Here is a 21,426-nt window from a genome sequence, read left to right as displayed (position 1 = left end):
AGATATCACATTATTCAAATCATAAAAGGAGGTTTCAAACAATGGAAACAATCAAATGGGCAATAAACAATATGCCTAAAACCGAAGATTCACAGCTAAAAGTCATGGCGCTTGAAGAGGTCGAAAAAGCAAGGAACTTCCACAAAAGCTTTCCTCAGTACAGCGTGACACCGCTTGCAGATTTAAAACATATGGCGTCTTATCTGGGTCTTGGCGATGTGTATGTCAAGGATGAATCTTATCGGTTCGGACTCAATGCCTTCAAAGTTCTCGGCGGTTCTTTTGCCATGGCAAGATACATTGCAAAACAGACAGGCCGAGATGTATCAGAGCTTCCCTATCAGGTGCTGACATCAGAAGAATTAAAAAAAGAGTTCGGGCAGGCAACCTTTTTCACCGCTACTGACGGAAATCACGGCCGCGGTGTCGCATGGGCTGCCAACAAACTCGGACAAAGATCTGTTGTCCTCATGCCAAAGGGCACAACACAGACACGTTTAGATAATATTCTCGCAGAAGGTGCGCAGGCGACGATCGAAGAATACAACTATGACGAATGTGTCCGCATGGCAAACGCAATGGCAGAAAAAACAGAGAATGGGATCATGGTACAGGATACCGCATGGGATGGATATGAGGAAATTCCTGCCTGGATCATGCAGGGATACGGTACGATGGCAATGGAAGCGGATGAACAGCTCCATACAGCCGGATGTGATCGTCCTACCCACGTATTTATCCAGGCAGGTGTTGGTTCTCTTGCCGGAGCAGTACAGGGATATTTTGCTAACCGCTATCCAGATAATCCGCCAAAAGTCGTTGTCGTGGAGGCAGAAGCCGCTGCATGTCTGTATAAAGGAGCCTGTGCAGGTGACGGAGAGCTGCGTATCGTAGACGGCGATATGGTAACGATCATGGCAGGTCTTGCCTGCGGAGAACCTAACACGATCTCCTGGGATATCCTGAAAAATCATGTGGATACATTTGTGGCCGCTCCTGACTGGGCTGCTGCAAAGGGCATGCGTATGCTTGCCGCTCCGATCAAAGGGGATACTCCTGTCACTTCCGGAGAATCCGGCGCGGCTCCGTTCGGAGTTTTATCCTGTATCATGACTATGGAAGAATATAAACCTTTAAGAGAGCATCTTGGCCTGGATGAAAACTCTAGGGTACTGCTCTTCTCTACCGAAGGAGATACAGATCCCGGAAGATATAGATCCATCGTATGGGACGGAAATGACAAATAACCTATAAACTATCATTATTTTAATAAGGAGAGAAAATTATGGATTTCAACAAAATCAAAGAAGCAGCCAAAAATTACGAAGCGGATATGACAAAGTTTCTGCGGGAAATTGTCAAAAATCCCGGTGAGAGCTGCGGTGAAAAAGCGCATATCGACCGCATTGCCGAAGAGATGAGAAAACTGGAATTCGACAAAGTCGAGATCGATCCCCAGGGAAATGTGCTCGGATACATGGGAACCGGAAAAACGCTGATCGGTTTTGACGCACATATTGATACAGTAGGAATCGGAAATATAGACAACTGGGATTTTGATCCTTATGAAGGTTTCGAATCTGATACAGAAATCGGCGGACGCGGTGTATCCGATCAGTGCGGCGGTATCGTATCCGCTGTATACGGCGCGCGTATCATGAAAGATCTGGGACTTTTAAATGACAAATATACCGTACTCGTAACAGGTACTGTCCAGGAAGAAGACTGTGACGGACTGTGCTGGCAGTATATCATCAATGAAGATAAAATCCGCCCGGAATTTGTTGTCTCTACAGAGCCTACAGACGGCGGAATTTATCGTGGACAGCGTGGACGTATGGAGATCCGGATAGATGTCAAAGGGGTATCCTGCCATGGTTCCGCTCCAGAGCGTGGAGATAACGCCATCTACAAAATGGCTGACATCCTCCAGGATGTACGTGCTCTGAACGAAAACGATGATGCCGATGAGACAGAGATCAAAGGCCTGGTAAAAATGTTGAACCCGAAATACAATCCCGACTGGGAAGAAGCTCGTTTCCTTGGCCGTGGAACAGTCACTGTATCTCAGATTTTCTATACATCACCAAGCCGCTGTGCAGTGGCAGACTCCTGCGCAGTATCTCTTGACCGTCGTATGACATTCGGCGAGACATGGGAAAGCTGCCTGGATGAGATCCGTGCTCTTCCAAGTGTAAAGAAATACGGAGACGATGTAAAAGTATCTATGTATAATTATGATCGTCCGTCTTACACAGGATGTGTTTACGAAATCGAATGTTACTTCCCAACATGGGCGATACCAAAAAATCACAAAGTAACAAAAGCTCTTGAAAAAGCCTATACTTCTCTTTACGGGGACAAACGAATTGGTACAGAGGAAACGATTGAAATGCGCCAAAGCCGTCCGCTGACAGACAAATGGACATTCTCTACAAACGGCGTATCCATCATGGGAAGAAACGGTATCCCATGTATCGGTTTTGGTCCTGGAGCAGAAGCACAGGCACATGCGCCGAACGAAAAGACATGGAAAGCTGACCTCGTAGTATGCGCAGCCGTATATGCCGCACTCCCGACTGTTTACTGCGAAGAATAGACCAAAAACAAAAATGCATGTCTTATCGGGCGACTCCCGCCCGTAAGACATGTGCTACGAGGTACCCGAACGGGTATATAAAATCTTAAAATCAGATTATACTTTTATCTAAGGAGGAAAACAAAAATGGCAGAAATGAAAACTTTACAGGATTATATTGATAAGCTCAATTCTTTGAACTTTAAGGATATGTACAATGGAGACTTTTTCCTTACATGGGAAAAGACCGACGAAGAACTGGAAGCAGTCTTTACTCTTGCTGACGCACTGCGTTTTATGCGTGAAAATAATATTTCTACAAAAGTATTTGAAAGCGGTCTGGGAATCTCTCTCTTCCGTGACAACTCCACACGTACCCGCTTCTCTTTTGCTTCTGCATGTAACTTACTTGGTCTGGAAGTCCAGGATTTAGATGAAGGGAAATCCCAGGTAGCACATGGAGAAACTGTTCGAGAAACAGCCAACATGATCTCTTTCATGGCTGATGTCATCGGAATTCGTGATGATATGTATATTGGCAAAGGAAATGCTTACATGCATGAAGTAGTAGACGCCGTGACACAGGGAAATAAAGACGGTATCCTGGAACAGAAACCAACGCTTGTAAACTTGCAGTGCGACATCGATCACCCTACGCAGGCCATGGCAGATATGCTCCACATCATCCATGAATTTGGCGGCGTAGAAAATCTAAAAGGGAAGAAGCTTGCCATGACATGGGCTTACTCTCCTTCCTACGGAAAGCCTCTATCTGTTCCACAGGGTGTGATCGGACTTATGACACGTTTTGGAATGGATGTTGTTCTTGCACATCCAGAAGGATATGAAGTATTCCCGGAAGTAGAGGCTGTAGCTGCTGAAAACGCAAAGAAATCCGGCGGTACTTTCACAAAGACAAACAGTATGGAAGAAGCATTCAAAGACGCTGATATTGTATATCCAAAGAGCTGGGCTCCTTTTGCTGCCATGGAAAAACGTACAGAACTGTATGGGAACGGTGATTTTGATGGAATCGATAAGTTAGAGAAAGAACTGCTCGCGCAGAATGCAGAACATAAAGACTGGGCTTGTACAGAAGAACTGATGAAAACAACAAAAGACGGCAAGGCTCTCTATCTGCACTGTCTGCCGGCAGACATTACAGGCGTAAGCTGTGAAACCGGAGAAGTTGACGCCAGCGTATTTGATCGTTACAGAGATCCTCTTTATAAAGAAGCAAGTTATAAACCATATATCATCGCCGCTATGATCTTCCTTGCAAAATTCGCAGATCCGGCAGATATTCTGAAAAAACTGGAAGACAGAAAAACACCAAGAGTTTTTGAGTAATAATTCAAATCAGTAAAGGAGAGAAATCATATGTTAAGATATGTTGATACAAAAAACGCACCTGCAGCAATCGGACCTTATTCACAGGGAATCGTGTTAAATGGCATCGCCTTTTTTTCAGGTCAGATACCTTTAAGCCCGCAGACCGGAGAAGTCGTAGGTACTACAATAGAGGAACAGACAGAACAGGTTATGAAAAATATTCAGGCTTTGTTGGAAAGTCAGGGCGCCGCATTTACCGATGTGGTAAAAACGACCTGCTTCCTCGCAGATATGAAAGATTTTGCCGCGTTTAACGAAGTCTATGCAAAATATTTCACCGGAAAACCGGCGCGTTCCTGCGTTGCAGTAAAGGAACTGCCAAAAGGGGTACTCTGCGAAGTAGAGACCATAGCCGCTGTAAAAGAAGCTTAATTCTGGGAGGTCCTCTATGGAAAAGAAAAAGCGTATCGTCATCGCCCTGGGAGGGAATGCTCTTGGCAACACTCTCCCCGAGCAGATGAAAGCCGTAAAAATCACCTCCCGCGCAATCGTTGATCTAATAGAAGAAGGCTGTGAAGTCGTTGTCGCACACGGCAATGGCCCGCAGGTCGGTATGGTAAACAACGCCATGCTCGCTCTTACCCATGAAGATCCTCAACAGCCAAACACACCGCTGTCTGTCTGTGTCGCCATGAGCCAGGCATATATCGGATATGATCTTCAAAATGCATTGAGGGAAGAGCTTTTAAACCGGCATATCACGGATATACCTGTCGCTACTATGATCACACAAGTCCGTGTAGACGCAGATGACCCGGCATTTTTATCCCCCTCCAAACCGATCGGGCGGTTCCTCACAGAAGAACAAGCCCGCCAAATGGAAGAAAAATATGAGTATATCATGAAGGAGGACGCCGGCCGCGGCTACCGGCGCGTCGTCGCTTCTCCTAAACCGCAGGAGATTGTAGAGATTGGTACTATCCGTACCATGGTGGATTCCGGCGATCTTGTTATCGCCTGCGGCGGCGGCGGCATCCCGGTCACACGTCAAGGGAATCATCTAAAAGGTGCCAGCGCCGTGATCGATAAAGATTTTGCCAGTTGTCTGCTCGCCAAAGAATTAGATGCAGATTTTCTCATCATTTTGACTGCCGTCGAAAAAGTAGCTATCAACTTTGGCAAACCCGAACAAAAATGGCTTGATGAGCTGACTCCTAACGAGGCCCGTAAATACATGGCGGAAGGACACTTTGCTCCTGGTTCCATGCTTCCAAAAGTGCAGGCTGCCGTAGAATTTGCAGAATCTAAACCTGGACGCCAGTCCCTTATCACACTGCTGGAAAAAGCAAAAGATGGAATACTGGGAAAAACAGGTACAAGGATCCACTTGTAAATATAAATTTAACGAAGCAACAAGCAGTGCGAAAAGGAACAGCTCATGCCATGTGTCATGCTTGTATGTAAACAGAGTATCAGCTGCTCCTTTTCATTCGGCGACTGCCGATAGCGAAAATGAAGCGTAAACGGAATTGAGCTAACACTGCGGAAGCGCTCGAAAGAAAGAGTAAAATTTATATAGAAGGTACGCAAAGAAACACTGTGTTCTGACACAGTGTTTCTTTGCTGTCTCTTTCAATCAGAAGTTTCACTCCACTATCAGAAGGCAGATTCCTCAATTAAATTTCAAAAAAAGACGACTTCACGCTGCTACAGAATTCCAAACAAAAGTGTTTTTTACCTCCCGTCGGAAATACCCTGCAGCGTGAAGTCGATTTTTTACGTTTTGAATATAAACTTAAATGCTCAAGAACGTAAGCGCGATAACTGTATGTTACACAAGCGAGGAATTTCGGAAACTCCCTGACGAGCATTGTAATATGCAGTTATCGCGCGACCATTCTTTCGAACACTTCCGCAGTGTTAGCTCAATTTTTGTCTATTGATTATATTTTTTCTTTCGACTGTAAAAAGCCGTACAGATCAAAGCTGCACCTGAAGACAACATAACTGCAAGCCAAAGAGCAGTTTTACTGTTATCTCCAGTTTGCGGGATGTTCTTGTTGCCATCAAGTTTAGAAGGAGTTGACGACTCTGGATCATAATTCGGATCAGCCGCACCGCAGACCATACACTTGCCATCTGTATAGGTATGGGCGAGCTTAGCGATCTTCAGCTCGTCTGCCGTCACTTCCTCACCATTGAGGAAATTCTTACCACACACAGTACAATGCTGATGTGCTTTTACACCTTCTGTCTTGCAAGTGCCTTCCTGCGCTGCAATGGTTTCTAACTTATGTGCCGCAGGGATAATCTGCACATCTTTCTTTTCTGTACAGTTAGGATCTGTACAGTGTATGGACTTACTTCCATTTTCTGTACATGTAGCTTCCTTATCGATCGTGTATTTCGTATCCCATACATGGGCAGTCGAGGTTTTGCCGACTTCAACCTTATCACCGTTGACCGTTATATCATTTCCTGTGCTATTTGTTATTTCTATGCCTTCAGGAAGCGTAATCTTCGTATCATCTGCTGCTTTTGTAAATGTTATTTTGTCACCCTCCTCTAATGCTTTAACGATCTGTTCTATGACTGTTTTTCCGATGACATATTTCGTTTCACCCTTAGAAGTTACAGTCGCCTGCATATCGCTGTTTATGATATCTTCTGCAATATCGGAAGAGAAGCTTCCGCCGCTTACTTCAACAACAGTGCCTGCCTCCGGCCATTCTCCTTCCGTCTTGTCTGTATTGTTAAACGAATACGCCTTGACCGCTTCCACATCTGCCGCGGAATTAAACACGCCGTTTTCGATGTTTACAGTTCCCAATTCTTTATATCCGTCACGATTAACGATCGATACAGCCGCGCCGTCCGTAATAGCGCCGTCGCCGTCAGTTTTTTCCTGTGGCTGGCCTGTTACTGTAATCGCAGTCTCGCCTGTGATCGTAAGATCTCCGGAACAAATCTGTATACCTGTATGTTTTGCATTGATCACCGAATTTTCAATCCTTACCTCGCCATCTGACGGGAAATAAATACCAACGCCATTTTCTACATTAAGCGTAGAATCTTTAAGAATTACCTTGTTGCCTGTTTCTGTACCGTTTGTAATGATTCCATATGCATCACCCGGTACCGTCAGTTCCACTCCCTCAAGTATAAGCCCTCTGTTGTTCATCATAGACGTGTTTGGCGCGCCGATCAAATGTGCGCCGTCCGCCGTTTCATCAACAACAGCAACTTTACCGTTTTTGATCGTAAATGTTACATTCGGATAGTTCACATCAATTGCAGCAGCATTGCCGATATAAGTGTAGGTATACCCGTCTAAATTGAGAACCGCATCTTTCGAGCCGGAAGATATGTTTTCATTTCCCTCATAATCATGCACCAGTGTTATATTGCCGTCTGCCGATTTGCCCGCCGCGTTTGCATAAGACCCGTAAATGTAAGAATTTCCGTCCGCTTCTTTTACGGAAAAACCACCGTTTGGCACTAACGTGCGAGCGCTCTCTGTATCCAATAATTTAGCGCCTGTTCCCAGCTTGATCCCAAGTGGTTCTACACCTTCCGCTATATTCTGAAAAACAATATCTCCCTCTAATTTAATGATCTGATTATACCGGGAGTCTCCGCTGCGGGTTGTGATCTGATACCCGCTGCTCGCTAAAACAGACTGCTTATTCCCGCTGTTTTTAATTGTTACGGTATTATCGCGCGCGCCTCCATAGTTCTGCTCCAGCTTCAGCGCATATCCATTGTTTTGATTGGATGTCACACTGCACCCGTTTAGGTCTATCGTAATACCTCGTATATTGCCATCTATAGATATACCAAAATTATAATCCGGCGTTGAAACATAGTCCTTTAAAAGTTTTAATGTATAACCATCTTTCATCGCCTTGCGTGCTTCCTGCACAGTCACGTATTGGGTAGTATTTCCTTCTGTATCAATCACTTCAAATGCGGCTTCCCCTGCCGCAAAAGCTGTCGTAGGCACAAGCATAAACACCATGCATACTATCAGCAAAATCCCCCAAAATTTTTGCTTTACTTTCATTGTTTTTCCCTTTCTAACTATAATTTTTAATTGTGTTGTAAATTTTCGTAACACGAAAGGTATACTCTGCCTATATAAAACGGGTAGAACACGCCTTCTGAAACACCTGAAAATTTCAGACATCTTAATAGATATATATTATCACAAAAAAGCGTGCTTTTTCAAGGGATTCCTAGTTCTTTCTATAGTCGTTTCACAAGCCGGCCGAACTTACTATTTTTATTTGATACAAAAAAGAGCGAGCACATAAAATGACTGTACCCCCTCTTTAGAACTTTCTTAATTTATTACCATTGGCTGCGAAAGCGAGAAATTGGGGTACCCCCCTGGTAACCGATGCAAAATACACATTCCACGCGTCCCTTTTGTCAATTGACTTCCTATTTATGATTCTGCTTTTTTCTTCCTAGATGAAATCATAACAGCTAAGAACAAAACAATACCATAAATAATTTTTTGGATTCCTTGCGAAAAGTTCATTGCAGCCAACAAGCTTTCTAATATTACGATTACAAAACATCCGGCCATAGTACCTACATAGCTTCCGCTTCCTCCAACTAAAGATACCCCGCCTATTGCAACTGCCGACACAGACGCCATCTGATATGTATCGCCCATTCCCAGATAAAGCTGGCTTACTTTTCCTGCATACAACATCCCTGCCAATGCCGCCATCATGCCACATACAGCATACGCTGAAAGCTTTAAAAACTTTACATTTATTCCTGAGTATAGTGCACAGGTTTCACTATTTCCTACAGCATATATTTTTCGCCCATAAGGAGTTTTCGAGAGTATGATCCATGCTCCAAATGATACAAGCAGCCAAAAAAGAAATATCCAGCCTACGACACCGCTTCCTTTAGTAGCAAATATTTTTAATATGCCTGGAATGCTTCCTCCCGGCGTACCTTCCGTAATACCGACAAGAAGCCCTTGAAAAATAATATTGGAAGCCATTGTCATAATAACCGGCGCAATTCCTACATATGCAATTCCCAAGCCATTAAATGTCCCCATAATAAGACCTGCTATCAAAACAATCGGGATCGCATAAAACAATTTATTATTATCTCCCGCTGTTAACCCAGCACACAGATATCCTCCTATACAGAACATCCATGGAATAGACAGATCCATCCCACCTGTTAAAATCGGGAGTGTTTGTCCCAATGCCGTAAGCCCCAGCACTGCCACCGATATGGAAAGGACATTCAGATTTGCTGCATTTGCATATCCCGGCTTTACAATAGATATAAAAGCAAGCAATAAAAATGCGACCATAAAAGTCAGTATTATGGAACCACTTTTTCTCCAAATCGTCTTTACTGCCATTATCCAATCCCCACCTTTCTTTTTCTTAAAACATTCCCATATGCGCTTAAGGCTACGGCGAGAATAAGCAATACTCCCTGCACCAGACTAGACCAATAAGACGATACCTGCATAAATACAAGAAGATCTGATATATAACGCAAGACAAACGCTCCGACAATCGTTCCGATTATTCCTCCGATCCCTCCTGTTAATGCCGTTCCGCCTATTACAGCTGCTGAAATCGAAGTCATAACAAAATCACCGCCTGCTGTAGGTGAACCGGATGCTACTGCCGCTGTACGAAACAGCCCTGATAAAGCAGCAAATCCTCCAGAAACAGCATATGCTATTACCATTGTTTTCAATACAGGTATCCCATTTAAATTTGCAGATTTCTTATTGCTTCCTATAGAATATATATTCATACATACTTTGGTTCGCTTAAAATACAGCCATATAAAAATAATACATACCAACAAAATTCCAGATACCGGAAGCACTCCTACTCTTCCCAGTAATACGTTTACATATTTAAACGGTACATTTCCTCCATCTACTTTTAAGATCAGCAGTGCAATACCCATACATACTGACTGTGTTGCTAAAGTTACAATGAACGGCTGTAATTTTGTATGCTCAATAATATATCCGTTAAAGCATCCTATTCCTATTCCAATAAAAATACATATTCCCGCCCAAAGTAAAATACTGCCCAAATTGTCCTGCATATGTACTGCCGCAAGGCAATTTGTAATACATATAACGCCCCCTACAGATAAATCAAATCCCCCGGTAAGTAAAACAAATGTCTGACCAACTGCCACCAATATCAGTGAAAATGAAGAATCACATTTATTTGCCAGATAACTGATATTAAGTGTTCTAGGATTTAAGATACCCATAATGATAATAATCAGAAGCAGCATCATATAGGGAACCATTGCTACCCAATTGTCTGAAAGAAATTTACTGAACTTCTTCTTTTCTTTCATTCTGTTTCTCCTTTCAATTCAGCCCCTATTGAAGCCCCTATTATATTTTCTTTCGTAAGTGTCACGGTCTTTAGGCTGGCTGCTATCTTTCCATCACGCATGACGACAACCCTGTCACATACATTGACTAATTCTTCTACATCTGTTGAAAAATAGAGAACAGATTTTCCCTCTTTGGCCAATTTTCTGACCAAAGTAAACATTTCTTTTTTTGTACCCACATCAACACCACGCGTAATATCATGCATCAAAAGTAATTCCGGTTCGCAGGATAATATTTTTGCCATCACGACCTTCTGCTGATTTCCTCCAGAAAGTTCACGCGCTGGTGATTGTTCATTTGCTGCCTTAATCTCCAGAATTTTCATATATTCTCCGACCAAGTCATGTTCTTTTTTTCTGTTCACCAAAATTCCGGAGGTCAATTTTCCGATTGAAGGAATGGAAATATTGTAATCAATGCCAAGATTTAAAAATAACCCCTGAATTGCTCTTTCTTCCGGCACAAGCGCTATTTTCTTGCGTATAGCATCTTTTGGAGATTTAATCTGTACTTCTCGTCCATTTAAAATCACTTTGCCTTTTACATGATGGATCCCATATAATGCTTCGAGAAGTTCCGCCTGCCCTTGACCTGCCAAACCGCCGATCCCTAATACTTCTCCTTTATGTAATTTTAGATTTACGCCATTAAGAACATGTCCTGACGTCACATTTTGTAGCTCTAATGCTATTTCTTTTTGTGTACAATCTTCTATCTGTGGGAAATATCCGGATATCTGCCGCCCCAGCATCATTTGGATCACTTTATCCATATCCAAATTTTCATCTACTGGCAGTGTACCCGCATAAGTCCCATTGCGTAAAATAGAGATTTTACTGCATCCATCTTTTATTTCTGCCATTCTATGAGAAATAAAAATAACAATTTTACCGGCTTTTGCAAGTTTGGCGGCAAGTCCTAACAGCCATTTCACATAATTTTCTGATAATGCCGATGTTGCTTCGTCTAAAATGATGACTTCCGGCTCTTTAGACAAGATTTTCAGTATCTCTACGATCTGTTTCTGAGAAAGTGAAATCATTCCTACCTTTTCATCCGGATCTATTTCCTTCACGTCATAACGTTCGAATAATTCCATTGTCATCTTTCTTAATTTCTTATAATCAAAATTACCGAATCTTGTCTTTGGTATTCTCCCGATAAATATATTTTCTGCTACTGTCAAATCTGGAATAAAAGAAAGTTCCTGATAAACACATCCGATTCCATATTTCATCGCATCCGTAGGTCTTTTTATAACTGCTTTCTTCCCAAATATCACTATCTCCCCTTCATCAGGGTGATATGCTCCTGCCAATACTTTCAGCAGCGTACTTTTTCCTGCTCCATTTTCGCCTAGTAGGGCATGTACCTCTCCACGGTTGAAGGATAAAGAAACATCCTTCAACGCATAGTTACCATTAAATGCTTTAGACACATGATTTAGTTCTAAATCCGCCATATTGTCACCTCGTATTATTTTTTGATACTGCAATTATGACTGACTAAAATCTGATACTTCGTCTACGTCGATCGTAATCGTTGTAAAGTCTGCCGGTAATACTGGCCAATCCAATCCATCTGCCTGATCTGTCCAGCAGTTAACGCCCTCTTCAATGACTTCCGTATCTAACCCTAAATCCAGATCTTTATCTTTCTCATTTACAAAAAGTCCTGATGTTACATAAATATCTTCTTCTACTTTCTCTCCATCCAATACCTTCACTGCTGTATCCAGAGCGATCACGCCGACTCCCGGACAGTTATTTCCGATCACAACATCCATATCATTTTCAAGTGCTGTCATCATTCCTAAATTTGTGTCAAAAGCCGCACATGGGATTAAATCCATTCCAGCCTGTGTCAGTGCTGAATAGCAAGACTCAACATATGCTTGGCAGAAAATTCCATCCAAATCCGGATTTGCTGCAAGTACACTCGCTAATTGCTCCTGGCAGATTCCATCTGCATATTCTGAAGCAAACTCTGCGACGATCTCCATATTATATTCTTCAAATACTTCTACTGCCGCTTCATAAATCGTATTCCCATTTGTGGATCCCGGCATTCCTGTATCTACTGCAATTTTCGAACCTTCTCCGCATTTTTCACATAAATATTTTGCCCACGCCTGTACCATGGATACAAAATCTGTCTGTACTGTATATACGCCCTCCTGATCTACAACAGAATCAAATGTAACAACCGTGATTCCCTGTTCCAAGGCCCTGTTAATAGAAGGTACTAATGCTGTGGAAGAAGAGGCATCAATTAAGATCGCATCATATCCTTGTTCCACCATTGCATCAATTGCGGATGCCTGCGCCTCTGCAGAATTTTCGCTATTCACTATATCCAACTCAACTTTATCTTTGTACGCATCTTTTTCTGCCGCTACTTCCAGACATTTGATCATAAGCTGCCGCCAATCATTTCCCATATAGGCATTAGAAACTGCAATTTTATATTTTCCATTTTCTCCTGGATCTTCTTCCTTGCTTTTATTCCCACATCCTACCAGTAAAGATACACACATGATCAAACTTAATACAACACTCAATACTCTTTTCATTTTTCCCTCTCCTTTTAATTAAAAAATACATTCTTCTTTTTGTTATCCCATTCTAGGATTTCTCCCTGCGCCATTACATAGGCAGTCTGCTCTGGCGCTGTCATCCGCATAGCGGTCTCAAATAAATACGGATTCCCTTGATGTCTGGAAAAAGTCCAGAAATGGCATGGAATCGTCAAGTCAGCTCCTGATTGCTTCGCCAGCATAGCTGTGTCACATTCATTCATATTTCCATATTCTCCATTGATCGGTGCGATCAATATATGTACTTTTTCTTTGAACGCTTTTTTCATTCTTTCACTTTGATAACTGGTATCTCCTGTAAAATAAATCCGGATTCCTTCACTTTCTATCAAAAAGCCAACTGCATCCAAATCTGTATCTCCATGATCTGCAAATACAGCTCTAACCTTATATCCGGCATCTTCTATCTCTTTTCCTTCTTTCATAATCTGTATTTTCTCAGCAGGAATATCACTTTGAAGGCATAATTCCACACAACTTTCGGAACAATAAATTTTGGTTTCTCCTTTTAGTATTTCTGGCAGACTGTCTAAATCCAAATGATCTGTATGGCTGTGAGAAGCAAGCACTATATCTGCCTTTAATTCTTCTTTACTTATAACTGCGGGAGTCAGTCTTTTATTTCCATCCTTTTTCATCGCCAGATCTGATAGATATATATCCACTGCCAAAACTTTCTGTTTACTGTTTTTAAACAAAAAGCCTGCCTGTCCAAGCCACATAATCTGCAAATTTCCTTCTGCGCATACCGTGGCACTAAATTTCTCCCATATACTCATTTGCACCTCCTAATCTTAACGCTGTAAACTTATCAGACAACCTACATGTTTTTATTATAACTTTATTCAAAATAATGTCAATATAAACCACTTATCACAAGCTATTTTCATCAATTTATACTTGTTTTCATAATAAAATATGTTACTTTTATCCACATGACTTAAAAGTGTTCTTTTGTATATCTTGTAAAACTATACACATACTGTTAGAATAAAATGGATACTTCAAGTAATTATCGTGAGGGTGTATATGGAAAAATTTGATTCAATCAACCTAATTGTAGGATATATTCGACACGGGCTTATTTATAAAACATGGGACATCGGAGATAAACTTCCTTCTGAAAATGAAATATGCAAACTTCTTAATGTCAGCCGTTCTTCTGTGCGCTGTGCACTTGCGCAGTACACTACATTAGGTATATTAAAAAGTGTGCATGGGAAAGGCACATATGTCTGTTCCAATCAAATAACTGCTTTAGGTTCTGGAAACATTTCTGATTCATTACGGGATCATATTATCTGCCATCTGGAATTTCGCCGCATGTTGGAGCCAGATATAGCGTATTATGTTTCCTCCAAAATCACACCGCAACAGTTAAAGAATCTTCATTCTATTCTGGATTCCATGTTAGCTGCAGCCGATCATCCTGATTTATTTGTACAGCAAGACTGCTGTTTCCATCTGTTTCTGGCTCAAATATCCGGAAATCCAATTGCATATCAAACACTTCAGAATCTTTTTCGGGATAACCTGGTCTTCCTTCAAGATATGAACCGTGCGCTTGGTTCCTGTAATGCATATTATTATCATTCCGATATTTTAAAGGCACTGGAAAACATGGACAGCTCACAGGCCAGGCAGCTTATGCGAAATCATATAGATAAATCTTTAAGTGAGATAAGGATTGTATAAAAGAGCGGTATGGAGGACTGCTATTCGTCACCATACCGCTCTTTTATAAACTCTATAAACTAAACAACATATATGTATATTATTTTAACTCCTGTATCCGTTTGATACCATTTTGCAAATGTTCATACATGGCTGTTCTCGCCGCACACGGATTTTTCTCTCTCATTGCTTTTAAGATTTTTTCATGATACAAGATTCCGTCTTTATACCCAAAAGCCTTACGGGTCAACTGCTGACTTCTTCTATTTTCAGCAAATACCTTATTCATGACTTTCTCCAACAAAGGATTTTCTGCTGCTTGACAAATGGCTTGATGAAAGCCTATATCTGCATTGATAAATTTTTCTGTGTTTTCTTTATTATTTTTCATAGATGTTATATAGTGTTCTAATTTACGCAGCAAAGCACTTGTCTGCTTTTGTGCGGCTATATAACAGGCTTCACATTCGACAATCCGACGAAATTCCAATACTTTTTCCACATCTTTACAATCATTAGCTGTAATCCTATTCTCATTATCAATTGCCTCTTGAACCTGGTCATCCAAAAGAAACGTTCCTTTTCCGTGCACAGTTTCAAATACGCCTACACCCGCAAGCTGACTGACCGCCTGACGAACACTTGCCCGGCTTACGCCTAATTCTGCTGTAAGACGATTTTCTGATGGTATCTTTTCGCCGACGACCCATTCTCCGCTTTCAATTTTTTGAATAAAATATGCTACCAACTGCTCTGTAACATTCTTATGAATAATTTTCATCTGATCATCCGCCTCTATGTCTGTTTATTTACTATTTTACCTGTTATTTCTATATTGTCAACCAATCATCTTTTTTAATCCTATATAGCTTTATTTTACTAAATACGCTCCGTCTACAGGTATCACCGCCCCATTCAGATAAGAAGATGCCTCTGATGCCAAAAACAGCACTGGACCTTTCATATCGTCCGGCGTCCCCCATCTGCCTGCCGGTATTCGCAGTGTTGTCTCCTCTTTCCGCGCCTGTGTCATATTTGCACACATTTCTGTATCCATATATCCCGGAGCAAGCGCGTTAATATTAATATTTCTTCCTGCACAGTCTACGGCAAGACTCTTCGTCAACTGCGTAACCGCGCCCTTACTTGCAGTATATGCAGGCACAGTCGTACCGCCAAACCATGATACCATGGAAGCGATATTAATAATCTTTCCCCCAGACTTCTGGTTCAGCATTACCTGCAGCGCTTTTTGACACATGATAAATACATGGTTCAAATTAATATTTAATACCAGATCCCATTCTTCTATTGGAAATTCCTCTGGTAAATGACGTCTTTGTATGCCGGCTGCCGGAATCAGTACGTCTAGTTTACCTTCCAGTATTTCCATCGCTTCCTCAAACATACGGTCAATCTCTGTACGATCCGCCAAATTGCCGCATACTCCATATGCCTGATATCCCATATCACAATATTCTTTTACAACCTGATTTAGTTTTTCTTCCTGCACATCCATCAATACAACTTTGCATCCATTTTCCAACAAAGCCTCTGCCATTCCACGTGACAATCCCTGTGCGCCTCCGGTAACAATGCAATGTTTTCCTTCTACACTAAATTTTTCTTTATAATCATATTTCATTTTTCTTCTCTCCTCTTAATATTGCGATTTTTCAAAAAATAATGACCATTTTTTTTGATGACGCATCGGGATGATCCATGTAGTAAAAGACTTTTTCAACTTCATTGAAGGGAATAAATTTTGTCGCAATTCCTCTTGTCTCAAATTCATGATTTTCCATCCTTTTGATCGTAGGTTCAAACTGGAAACAAGACATACGGGTACCGATGACATCTAATTCCCTCTGATTGATCATAGCCTGTGTGATTTCTTCTTTTGCCGTAGAAAACCCAAGCGGTACCATGCGTCCCGCATTGCAGATAATTCCAGGTTCCATGCACATCGTCAATGAACCAGGAAAGCATGCCGCATCAAACGCAATCGTCACCCCTTTTCCATTCGTAATTTCCTGTATCTTTTCTACTACTTTTTCTTCCTTGGAATTTATTGTATAATCTGCACCATAGTTCTTTGCTCTTTCCAGTGATTCTTTATCTATATCGCAGCATATTACCGTCTTACATCCTTTTGCCTTACAAGTCTGCAAAATAATAGAACCTATCGTTCCAGTCCCCAGGATAAACACTACGTCATCTTCTGTGACTCTTCCTCGTGTCGTAGAGTGTGCCCCAATGGCATAAGGTTCTACCAATGCCGCATCTTCCCATGATACGGAATCACTGATTTTATATACTTCTAACGCCGGTGCTGTGAAATATTCTCTCCACCCGCCGTCTGCGCCCGATCCCCTTACCTTTACATGCTCGCACACGTTTTTTCTGCCGATTTTACATTGATAACAAGTTCCACAAGTAGAGATCAGATCTACGATCACATGATCTCCCTCTTTTACATTTGTTACTTTGCTTCCTGTCTTCACAACAATACCTGCATTTTCATGTCCCGGAATCCTTGGATATGTAGAGCATGGATTTAAACCATGATATATATGATGATCACTGCCGCATACCCCGGCTGCCTTCATCTGTATCAAAACGTCATGATCATCTGTCAATTCTGGAACAGGGACTTCCCGCACTTCAAATTTATGTGGCTCTACAACCACTACCTCTTTCATCATTTCTTCCATGAATTTTCCTCTTTCCATTTACTTTTTCATTATGGTGTCTGCAATGCACCGTCCATCCTTCTTGTCTGCGTCCATGTTGTCACAGTATTCTCACATGGATATTTTTCTGCCTCTTTCTCATCAATATCCACGCCCAAACCTGGATACTCATTTGGATATACATATCCATCTTTGTATTCCGGCAATCCCGGAAATACTTCCAAAAGCGCTCCATGCGGACCCTTTAATTCTTGTATCACACTATTGGGCGGTTCTATTCCCGACCATTCCTGCACCCCGAAATTCGGAGCTGCCAGATCAATATGAATATTAGCTGCATGCGCAAGCGGAGACATATCTCCAGGTCCATGCCAAGCAGTTCTCACCCCAAACTGTTCCGCAAAAATAGCCAATTTTCTTGCCGGAGTAATTCCACCGATCTGACTGATATGAACCCGTATATAATCAATTAATTGTTCAGAAATCAACTTTTTCCATTCTTTTGGATTGTTAAATAATTCTCCCTCTGCTATCGGTATGCTGCTCTGCTGCCGTATTCTTCGCAGCCACTCTGTCTGCTCAATACTCACTGGATCCTCCAAAAAAAGCAGATCAAATGGCTCCAACTCTTTTGCTAATCTTATCACTTCCGGCGGCGCGATTCTTTCATGAACATCATGAACCAGATTCATCTCATATCCTATTTTCTCTCTGATTCCTGCAAACAAGTTTACTGTATCCCTGATGTATTTTCTGGAATCCAGATATACCCCCGGCTTCGCCCCCTCAGGTGTTCCTTTGGGATAACACCCATATTCATCGCCACCATACCCACCGCACTGGCAACGAATATTTTTAAGACCCATTTCTTTAAATTTCAAAATGTTATCACATAATTCTTCCAAATCACGCCCATCTGCATGACGATACACAGGGATCCCTGAACGACATTTTCCACCAAACAGCTGGTATAAAGGCATGCCAGCCATTTTCCCTTTAATATCCCACAACGCCATATCTATACCTGAAATTGCATTGTTTTCAATCCCGCCATTACGCCAATATCCATTTTGATGCATGAGCTGCCATATGTCTTCTATCTCTTCAACATTTCTTCCTTTTAACAATGGATCCAGATACTCTTCTACCACTGTTTTCACAGCCAAATGTCTGTACGCAAATGTGCCGCATCCCAAACCGTATAACCCAGGCTGGTTTGTCTCTACTTTTATGACCGTTAAATTAATACCTTCCGGCGCAGTACAGATTGTCCGAATTTTTTCAATATTAGTGGACATTTTATTTCTCCATTCTTTTTTTGTTTAACATGTAGGTTGTCTGATATGTAAACAAAAACTCTCCTTACTTGTCTGACATCTTTCAAGTTTATTATAATTCTTCCCTTGTCTATGTCAACCAAATTTCTAAAATAAAATTTATTTTGGCACTGCGTACAAAAAATCACCTTTATTTTTATTTATATTTACCAATATCTATTTTGCACTAAAATAACAGGGAGCATATCAAATTGATATGCTCCCTGTTATTTAAATTACACTTTTCTATCATCGTCTATTCTTCTTGTGTCCTCTCATTTCCTGTACTGATCTATGATAACGGCTATAAGTATTATAATTCCCATTGCAACTGTCTGCCAATAAGAAGAAACCCCCAAAAGACTTAGTGTATTATTGATAATCCCGATTACAAAGAGACCAAATATCGTCTGTACGATCCCTCCTCTGCCGCCGGCCATACTAGTTCCGCCCATCGCAACCGCAGCAATTGCATTCAGCTCGTATCCTTGCGCTGCTGTAGCCTGTCCATTCTGCAGTTTAGACGCCAGGACCAGCCCTCCCAGCGCAGACAAAAAGCCGGATATAATATACACACTGAATCGTATTTTCATCACATTGATTCCTGTAAGTTTGGATACTTCCTGATTGCTTCCCACAGCATAGATGTGTCTTCCATACGCTGTCTTAGATAAAATAATATAAGCAATCACTAAAACAATGATCATCAGTATGATCGACACCGGAATAGGTCCTATTTTACGCAGACCTACAAAACCAAAGCTTTCTGGAAGTCCAAAAACTGGTTTCGCATCTGTAGCTACATAAGCAAGACCTCTGGCCACATTCATCATAGCTAACGTAGCAATAAATGGAGGGACATTCAGTTTTGCGATGCAAAATCCATTCATACATCCACAGAGTCCGCCTATGACTAATGAAGTCAATAGGATCAAACCTAAGGAGACTGCTATGCTCGCATCCGGAAGCAGCTTGATCACAGAAGCGCCCACTACTCCTGACAATGCTGCTACCGAACCTACCGACAGATCAATTCCATCAGACAAAATGACAAACGTCATTCCACACGCGATCAATGCATTGATCGAAATTTGAATCAAAACATTCAAAAGATTTCCTGCTGTCGCAAATCTTGGCACAAATATCATAGAGACCACAAACAAAATAATTAAGAAAAATAGCATTGTATTATTTTTTATAAAATTTCTGCTTTGTACCATCATCTTCTTATCATTCATACCTTTACACCACCTTATTCACTGCCTACGCTTGCCAGAGACATTATAATTTCTTCTGCTGCTTCTTCTTCATTTACAAATCCAGAGACTTTTCCTTCCCGCATTACCATGATTCTATTGGCAACTCCTAAAATCTCCGGCAATTCTGATGAGATCATAATAATACTTCCACCATTTTCTACAAACGCTTTCATCAAAGCATATATTTCTGATTTTGCGTTTACATCAATTCCTCTGGTCGGTTCATCCATGATAAGAATCTTTGCCTCTGCCAGAAGCCACTTTGCAATAACAACTTTCTGCTGATTCCCTCCTGAAAGATTTTTTACCACTTCTTTTTCTGACGGTGTCTTTATACTCATTTTCTTTATGTATTCCAAAGCAGCATTTTTTTCCCACTGAAAGTCAATAAAACCTTTTCTGGCTCTTTTTAGGATAGATGCCAATGATGCGTTTTCCTTCACATTTTTTTCTAATAAAAGGCCTTGCTGTCTCCTATCTTCCGGAATGAGTCCTACGCCTCTTCGGATAACATCTTTCGGAGTCTTTGCATGATATACCTTTCCGAATAACTGACATTCTCCACTGTCTGGTTTTTCCGCTCCAAACACTGTCCTCATGACTTCTGTACGCCCTGCTCCTATCAAGCCTGCAACTCCCAGTATTTCTCCTTTATATAATTGAAAAGATACGTCCTCAAACTCTCCCTTTCTTGTCAAATGAGAAACTTGTAATACTACTTCCTTATTTTTATATCCTTTTGGCTTGTAATAGTACTGTTTCATTTCCCTGCCGACCATCATAGTTACCATTTGATTTTCTGTTACTTCCGCAACAGGGAGCGTCTTTACCAAAATTCCATCTCTCAGGACAGACAACGTATCTCCTATTTCCATAATTTCTTTCAGACGATGAGAGATATAAATGATTGCCACATTCTCTTTTTTCAACTTCTCAATCACTTCAAATAATGCCTGTACTTCATGTTCTGACAGAGATGAGGTCGGTTCATCCATAATAACCATCTCACTGTTCTGTGAAACAGCTCTTACGATTTCTACCATCTGTTTCTCTCCGTTATTTAAATCCCTGATATACGACTTGGGATTAATATGGATCCCTATCGTATTCATTAACTTTTGTGTCTCTTCTATCATCTGTGCTTTATTCAAAATTTTTCCATTTTTCTTAACTTCTCTTCCCAGAAATATATTCTCATAAACCATTAAATCTTCAATTACACTCAGTTCCTGATGTATAACACTGATTCCACTTTGCTGCGACTGCTTTATATTTGTAAATTTTACTTTTTCCCCTTTCACAAACACTTCGCCTTTATCAGCCTGGTATACTCCGGATATAATTTTAATGATCGTGGATTTACCGGCTCCATTTTCTCCTAATAACACATGTACTTTCCCTGGATAAAATGAAATCGAAATATCCTGCAGAACTTTAACGCCCGGAAATTCCTTATATATATGTCTTAACTCTACCAAAGGTTTTTTTTCCATTATGCGGGTTCCTCCTTTTAATGAATGGGGATGGAATATACCCATCCCCATCTGGAAATCACACTTGTCT

Annotated in this window: 18 protein-coding genes; 6 read left to right on the top strand and 12 right to left on the bottom strand. The window is 41.2% G+C overall.

Translation table 11 applies throughout. The features are described 5' to 3' along the window. Positions 1-41 precede the first annotated feature (41 nt). The 5 genes from dpaL to arcC all read left to right on the top strand — a co-directional run bounded on the left by dpaL (position 42) and on the right by arcC (position 5,303). The gene (gene dpaL, locus WKT01_RS11885; protein ID WP_340312487.1) at positions 42-1,247 is read left to right on the top strand and encodes a diaminopropionate ammonia-lyase; all 1,206 of its coding nucleotides are present in this window, start codon (positions 42-44) and stop codon (positions 1,245-1,247) included. A 38-nt stretch (positions 1,248-1,285) separates the two neighbouring features. Further along, complete coding sequence (locus WKT01_RS11880) at positions 1,286-2,599, top strand: YgeY family selenium metabolism-linked hydrolase (RefSeq protein WP_340312486.1); 1,314 nt, start codon at positions 1,286-1,288, stop codon at positions 2,597-2,599. Positions 2,600-2,734: 135 nt separating this feature from the next. Continuing rightward, positions 2,735-3,928 carry a knotted carbamoyltransferase YgeW gene (gene ygeW / locus WKT01_RS11875; protein WP_059070539.1) on the top strand — a complete coding sequence of 398 codons (1,194 nt, stop codon included), beginning with the start codon at positions 2,735-2,737 and terminating at the stop codon, positions 3,926-3,928. A gap of 30 nt (positions 3,929-3,958) precedes the next feature. Beyond that, complete coding sequence (locus tag WKT01_RS11870; protein WP_059070141.1) at positions 3,959-4,342, top strand: RidA family protein; 384 nt, start codon at positions 3,959-3,961, stop codon at positions 4,340-4,342. A 16-nt stretch (positions 4,343-4,358) separates the two neighbouring features. Beyond that, on the top strand, positions 4,359-5,303 hold the full coding sequence (arcC, locus tag WKT01_RS11865) for a carbamate kinase (protein ID WP_117975429.1): 945 nt from the start codon (positions 4,359-4,361) through the stop codon (positions 5,301-5,303). Between the two features lie 543 nt (positions 5,304-5,846). On the opposite strand, the gene WKT01_RS11860 is transcribed toward arcC, so the two are convergent. The 6 genes from WKT01_RS11860 to WKT01_RS11835 all read right to left on the bottom strand — a co-directional run bounded on the left by WKT01_RS11860 (position 5,847) and on the right by WKT01_RS11835 (position 13,700). Then, positions 5,847-7,973 (bottom strand): hypothetical protein, encoded by a 2,127-nt coding sequence (locus tag WKT01_RS11860; protein ID WP_340312485.1) that lies wholly within the window; start codon positions 7,971-7,973, stop codon positions 5,847-5,849. A 384-nt stretch (positions 7,974-8,357) separates the two neighbouring features. After that, on the bottom strand, positions 8,358-9,308 hold the full coding sequence (locus tag WKT01_RS11855; protein ID WP_340312483.1) for an ABC transporter permease: 951 nt from the start codon (positions 9,306-9,308) through the stop codon (positions 8,358-8,360). Further along, positions 9,308-10,282: an ABC transporter permease gene (locus tag WKT01_RS11850; RefSeq protein WP_340312481.1), complete on the bottom strand. Its 975-nt coding sequence runs from the start codon at positions 10,280-10,282 to the stop codon at positions 9,308-9,310. Before WKT01_RS11850 ends, WKT01_RS11855 begins: the two co-directional genes overlap by 1 nt. Continuing rightward, positions 10,279-11,787, bottom strand: a complete 1,509-nt coding sequence (locus WKT01_RS11845; protein ID WP_340312479.1) for a sugar ABC transporter ATP-binding protein — start codon at positions 11,785-11,787, stop codon at positions 10,279-10,281. Before WKT01_RS11845 ends, WKT01_RS11850 begins: the two co-directional genes overlap by 4 nt. A gap of 33 nt (positions 11,788-11,820) precedes the next feature. Then, positions 11,821-12,897, bottom strand: coding sequence for a sugar ABC transporter substrate-binding protein (locus tag WKT01_RS11840; protein ID WP_340312477.1), 1,077 nt, complete (start codon positions 12,895-12,897; stop codon positions 11,821-11,823). A gap of 14 nt (positions 12,898-12,911) precedes the next feature. Further along, positions 12,912-13,700, bottom strand: coding sequence for an MBL fold metallo-hydrolase (locus WKT01_RS11835; protein WP_340312475.1), 789 nt, complete (start codon positions 13,698-13,700; stop codon positions 12,912-12,914). 250 nt (positions 13,701-13,950) lie between these two features. On the opposite strand from WKT01_RS11835, the gene WKT01_RS11830 reads away from it, so the two are divergent. After that, positions 13,951-14,616 carry a FadR/GntR family transcriptional regulator gene (locus WKT01_RS11830; protein WP_340312474.1) on the top strand — a complete coding sequence of 222 codons (666 nt, stop codon included), beginning with the start codon at positions 13,951-13,953 and terminating at the stop codon, positions 14,614-14,616. Positions 14,617-14,695: 79 nt separating this feature from the next. Here the strand turns inward: WKT01_RS11830 and WKT01_RS11825 are convergent, their stop codons facing one another. The 6 genes from WKT01_RS11825 to WKT01_RS11800 form a co-directional block, all read right to left on the bottom strand. Further along, positions 14,696-15,376: a FadR/GntR family transcriptional regulator gene (locus WKT01_RS11825; protein ID WP_340312473.1), complete on the bottom strand. Its 681-nt coding sequence runs from the start codon at positions 15,374-15,376 to the stop codon at positions 14,696-14,698. 90 nt (positions 15,377-15,466) lie between these two features. Next, a complete protein-coding gene (locus tag WKT01_RS11820; protein ID WP_340312472.1) occupies positions 15,467-16,240 on the bottom strand; it encodes an SDR family NAD(P)-dependent oxidoreductase in 774 nt (257 codons plus the stop codon). A 31-nt stretch (positions 16,241-16,271) separates the two neighbouring features. Next, positions 16,272-17,309 carry an alcohol dehydrogenase catalytic domain-containing protein gene (locus WKT01_RS11815; protein WP_340312471.1) on the bottom strand — a complete coding sequence of 346 codons (1,038 nt, stop codon included), beginning with the start codon at positions 17,307-17,309 and terminating at the stop codon, positions 16,272-16,274. Positions 17,310-17,338: 29 nt separating this feature from the next. Next, positions 17,339-18,586, bottom strand: a complete 1,248-nt coding sequence (locus WKT01_RS11810) for an enolase C-terminal domain-like protein (RefSeq protein ID WP_340312470.1) — start codon at positions 18,584-18,586, stop codon at positions 17,339-17,341. Positions 18,587-18,879: 293 nt separating this feature from the next. Then, the gene (locus WKT01_RS11805; RefSeq protein ID WP_282924084.1) at positions 18,880-19,842 is read right to left on the bottom strand and encodes an ABC transporter permease; all 963 of its coding nucleotides are present in this window, start codon (positions 19,840-19,842) and stop codon (positions 18,880-18,882) included. Between the two features lie 14 nt (positions 19,843-19,856). Next, entirely contained in the window at positions 19,857-21,356 is a 1,500-nt protein-coding gene (locus WKT01_RS11800) for a sugar ABC transporter ATP-binding protein (protein ID WP_340312468.1), read from the bottom strand. Positions 21,357-21,426 lie beyond the last annotated feature (70 nt).

Origin of the sequence: Mediterraneibacter sp. ICN-202921 (assembly GCF_037890075.1) — a bacterium.
Lineage (GTDB): Bacteria > Bacillota > Clostridia > Lachnospirales > Lachnospiraceae > Mediterraneibacter > Mediterraneibacter massiliensis.
The sequence above is the reverse complement of the archived record's forward strand: the minus strand, read 5'-3'. Positions and strand labels throughout refer to the sequence as shown.

What these genes read in the sequence shown, in the direction of transcription:
- WKT01_RS11845 (WP_340312479.1), bottom strand. Translation starts at nt 11,787, where the DNA reads ATGGCGGATTTAGAACTAAATCATGTGTCTAAAGCATTTAATGGTAAC.
- ygeW (WP_059070539.1), top strand. Translation starts at nt 2,735, where the DNA reads ATGAAAACTTTACAGGATTATATTGATAAGCTCAATTCTTTGAACTTT.
- WKT01_RS11815 (WP_340312471.1), bottom strand. Translation starts at nt 17,309, where the DNA reads ATGGAAGAAATGATGAAAGAGGTAGTGGTTGTAGAGCCACATAAATTT.
- WKT01_RS11825 (WP_340312473.1), bottom strand. Translation starts at nt 15,376, where the DNA reads ATGAAAATTATTCATAAGAATGTTACAGAGCAGTTGGTAGCATATTTT.
- WKT01_RS11835 (WP_340312475.1), bottom strand. Translation starts at nt 13,700, where the DNA reads ATGAGTATATGGGAGAAATTTAGTGCCACGGTATGCGCAGAAGGAAAT.
- WKT01_RS11880 (WP_340312486.1), top strand. Translation starts at nt 1,286, where the DNA reads ATGGATTTCAACAAAATCAAAGAAGCAGCCAAAAATTACGAAGCGGAT.
- WKT01_RS11850 (WP_340312481.1), bottom strand. Translation starts at nt 10,282, where the DNA reads ATGAAAGAAAAGAAGAAGTTCAGTAAATTTCTTTCAGACAATTGGGTA.
- WKT01_RS11805 (WP_282924084.1), bottom strand. Translation starts at nt 19,842, where the DNA reads ATGAATGATAAGAAGATGATGGTACAAAGCAGAAATTTTATAAAAAAT.
- WKT01_RS11860 (WP_340312485.1), bottom strand. Translation starts at nt 7,973, where the DNA reads ATGAAAGTAAAGCAAAAATTTTGGGGGATTTTGCTGATAGTATGCATG.
- dpaL (WP_340312487.1), top strand. Translation starts at nt 42, where the DNA reads ATGGAAACAATCAAATGGGCAATAAACAATATGCCTAAAACCGAAGAT.
- WKT01_RS11800 (WP_340312468.1), bottom strand. Translation starts at nt 21,356, where the DNA reads ATGGAAAAAAAACCTTTGGTAGAGTTAAGACATATATATAAGGAATTT.
- WKT01_RS11840 (WP_340312477.1), bottom strand. Translation starts at nt 12,897, where the DNA reads ATGAAAAGAGTATTGAGTGTTGTATTAAGTTTGATCATGTGTGTATCT.
- WKT01_RS11830 (WP_340312474.1), top strand. Translation starts at nt 13,951, where the DNA reads ATGGAAAAATTTGATTCAATCAACCTAATTGTAGGATATATTCGACAC.
- WKT01_RS11820 (WP_340312472.1), bottom strand. Translation starts at nt 16,240, where the DNA reads ATGAAATATGATTATAAAGAAAAATTTAGTGTAGAAGGAAAACATTGC.
- arcC (WP_117975429.1), top strand. Translation starts at nt 4,359, where the DNA reads ATGGAAAAGAAAAAGCGTATCGTCATCGCCCTGGGAGGGAATGCTCTT.
- WKT01_RS11855 (WP_340312483.1), bottom strand. Translation starts at nt 9,308, where the DNA reads ATGGCAGTAAAGACGATTTGGAGAAAAAGTGGTTCCATAATACTGACT.
- WKT01_RS11870 (WP_059070141.1), top strand. Translation starts at nt 3,959, where the DNA reads ATGTTAAGATATGTTGATACAAAAAACGCACCTGCAGCAATCGGACCT.
- WKT01_RS11810 (WP_340312470.1), bottom strand. Translation starts at nt 18,586, where the DNA reads ATGTCCACTAATATTGAAAAAATTCGGACAATCTGTACTGCGCCGGAA.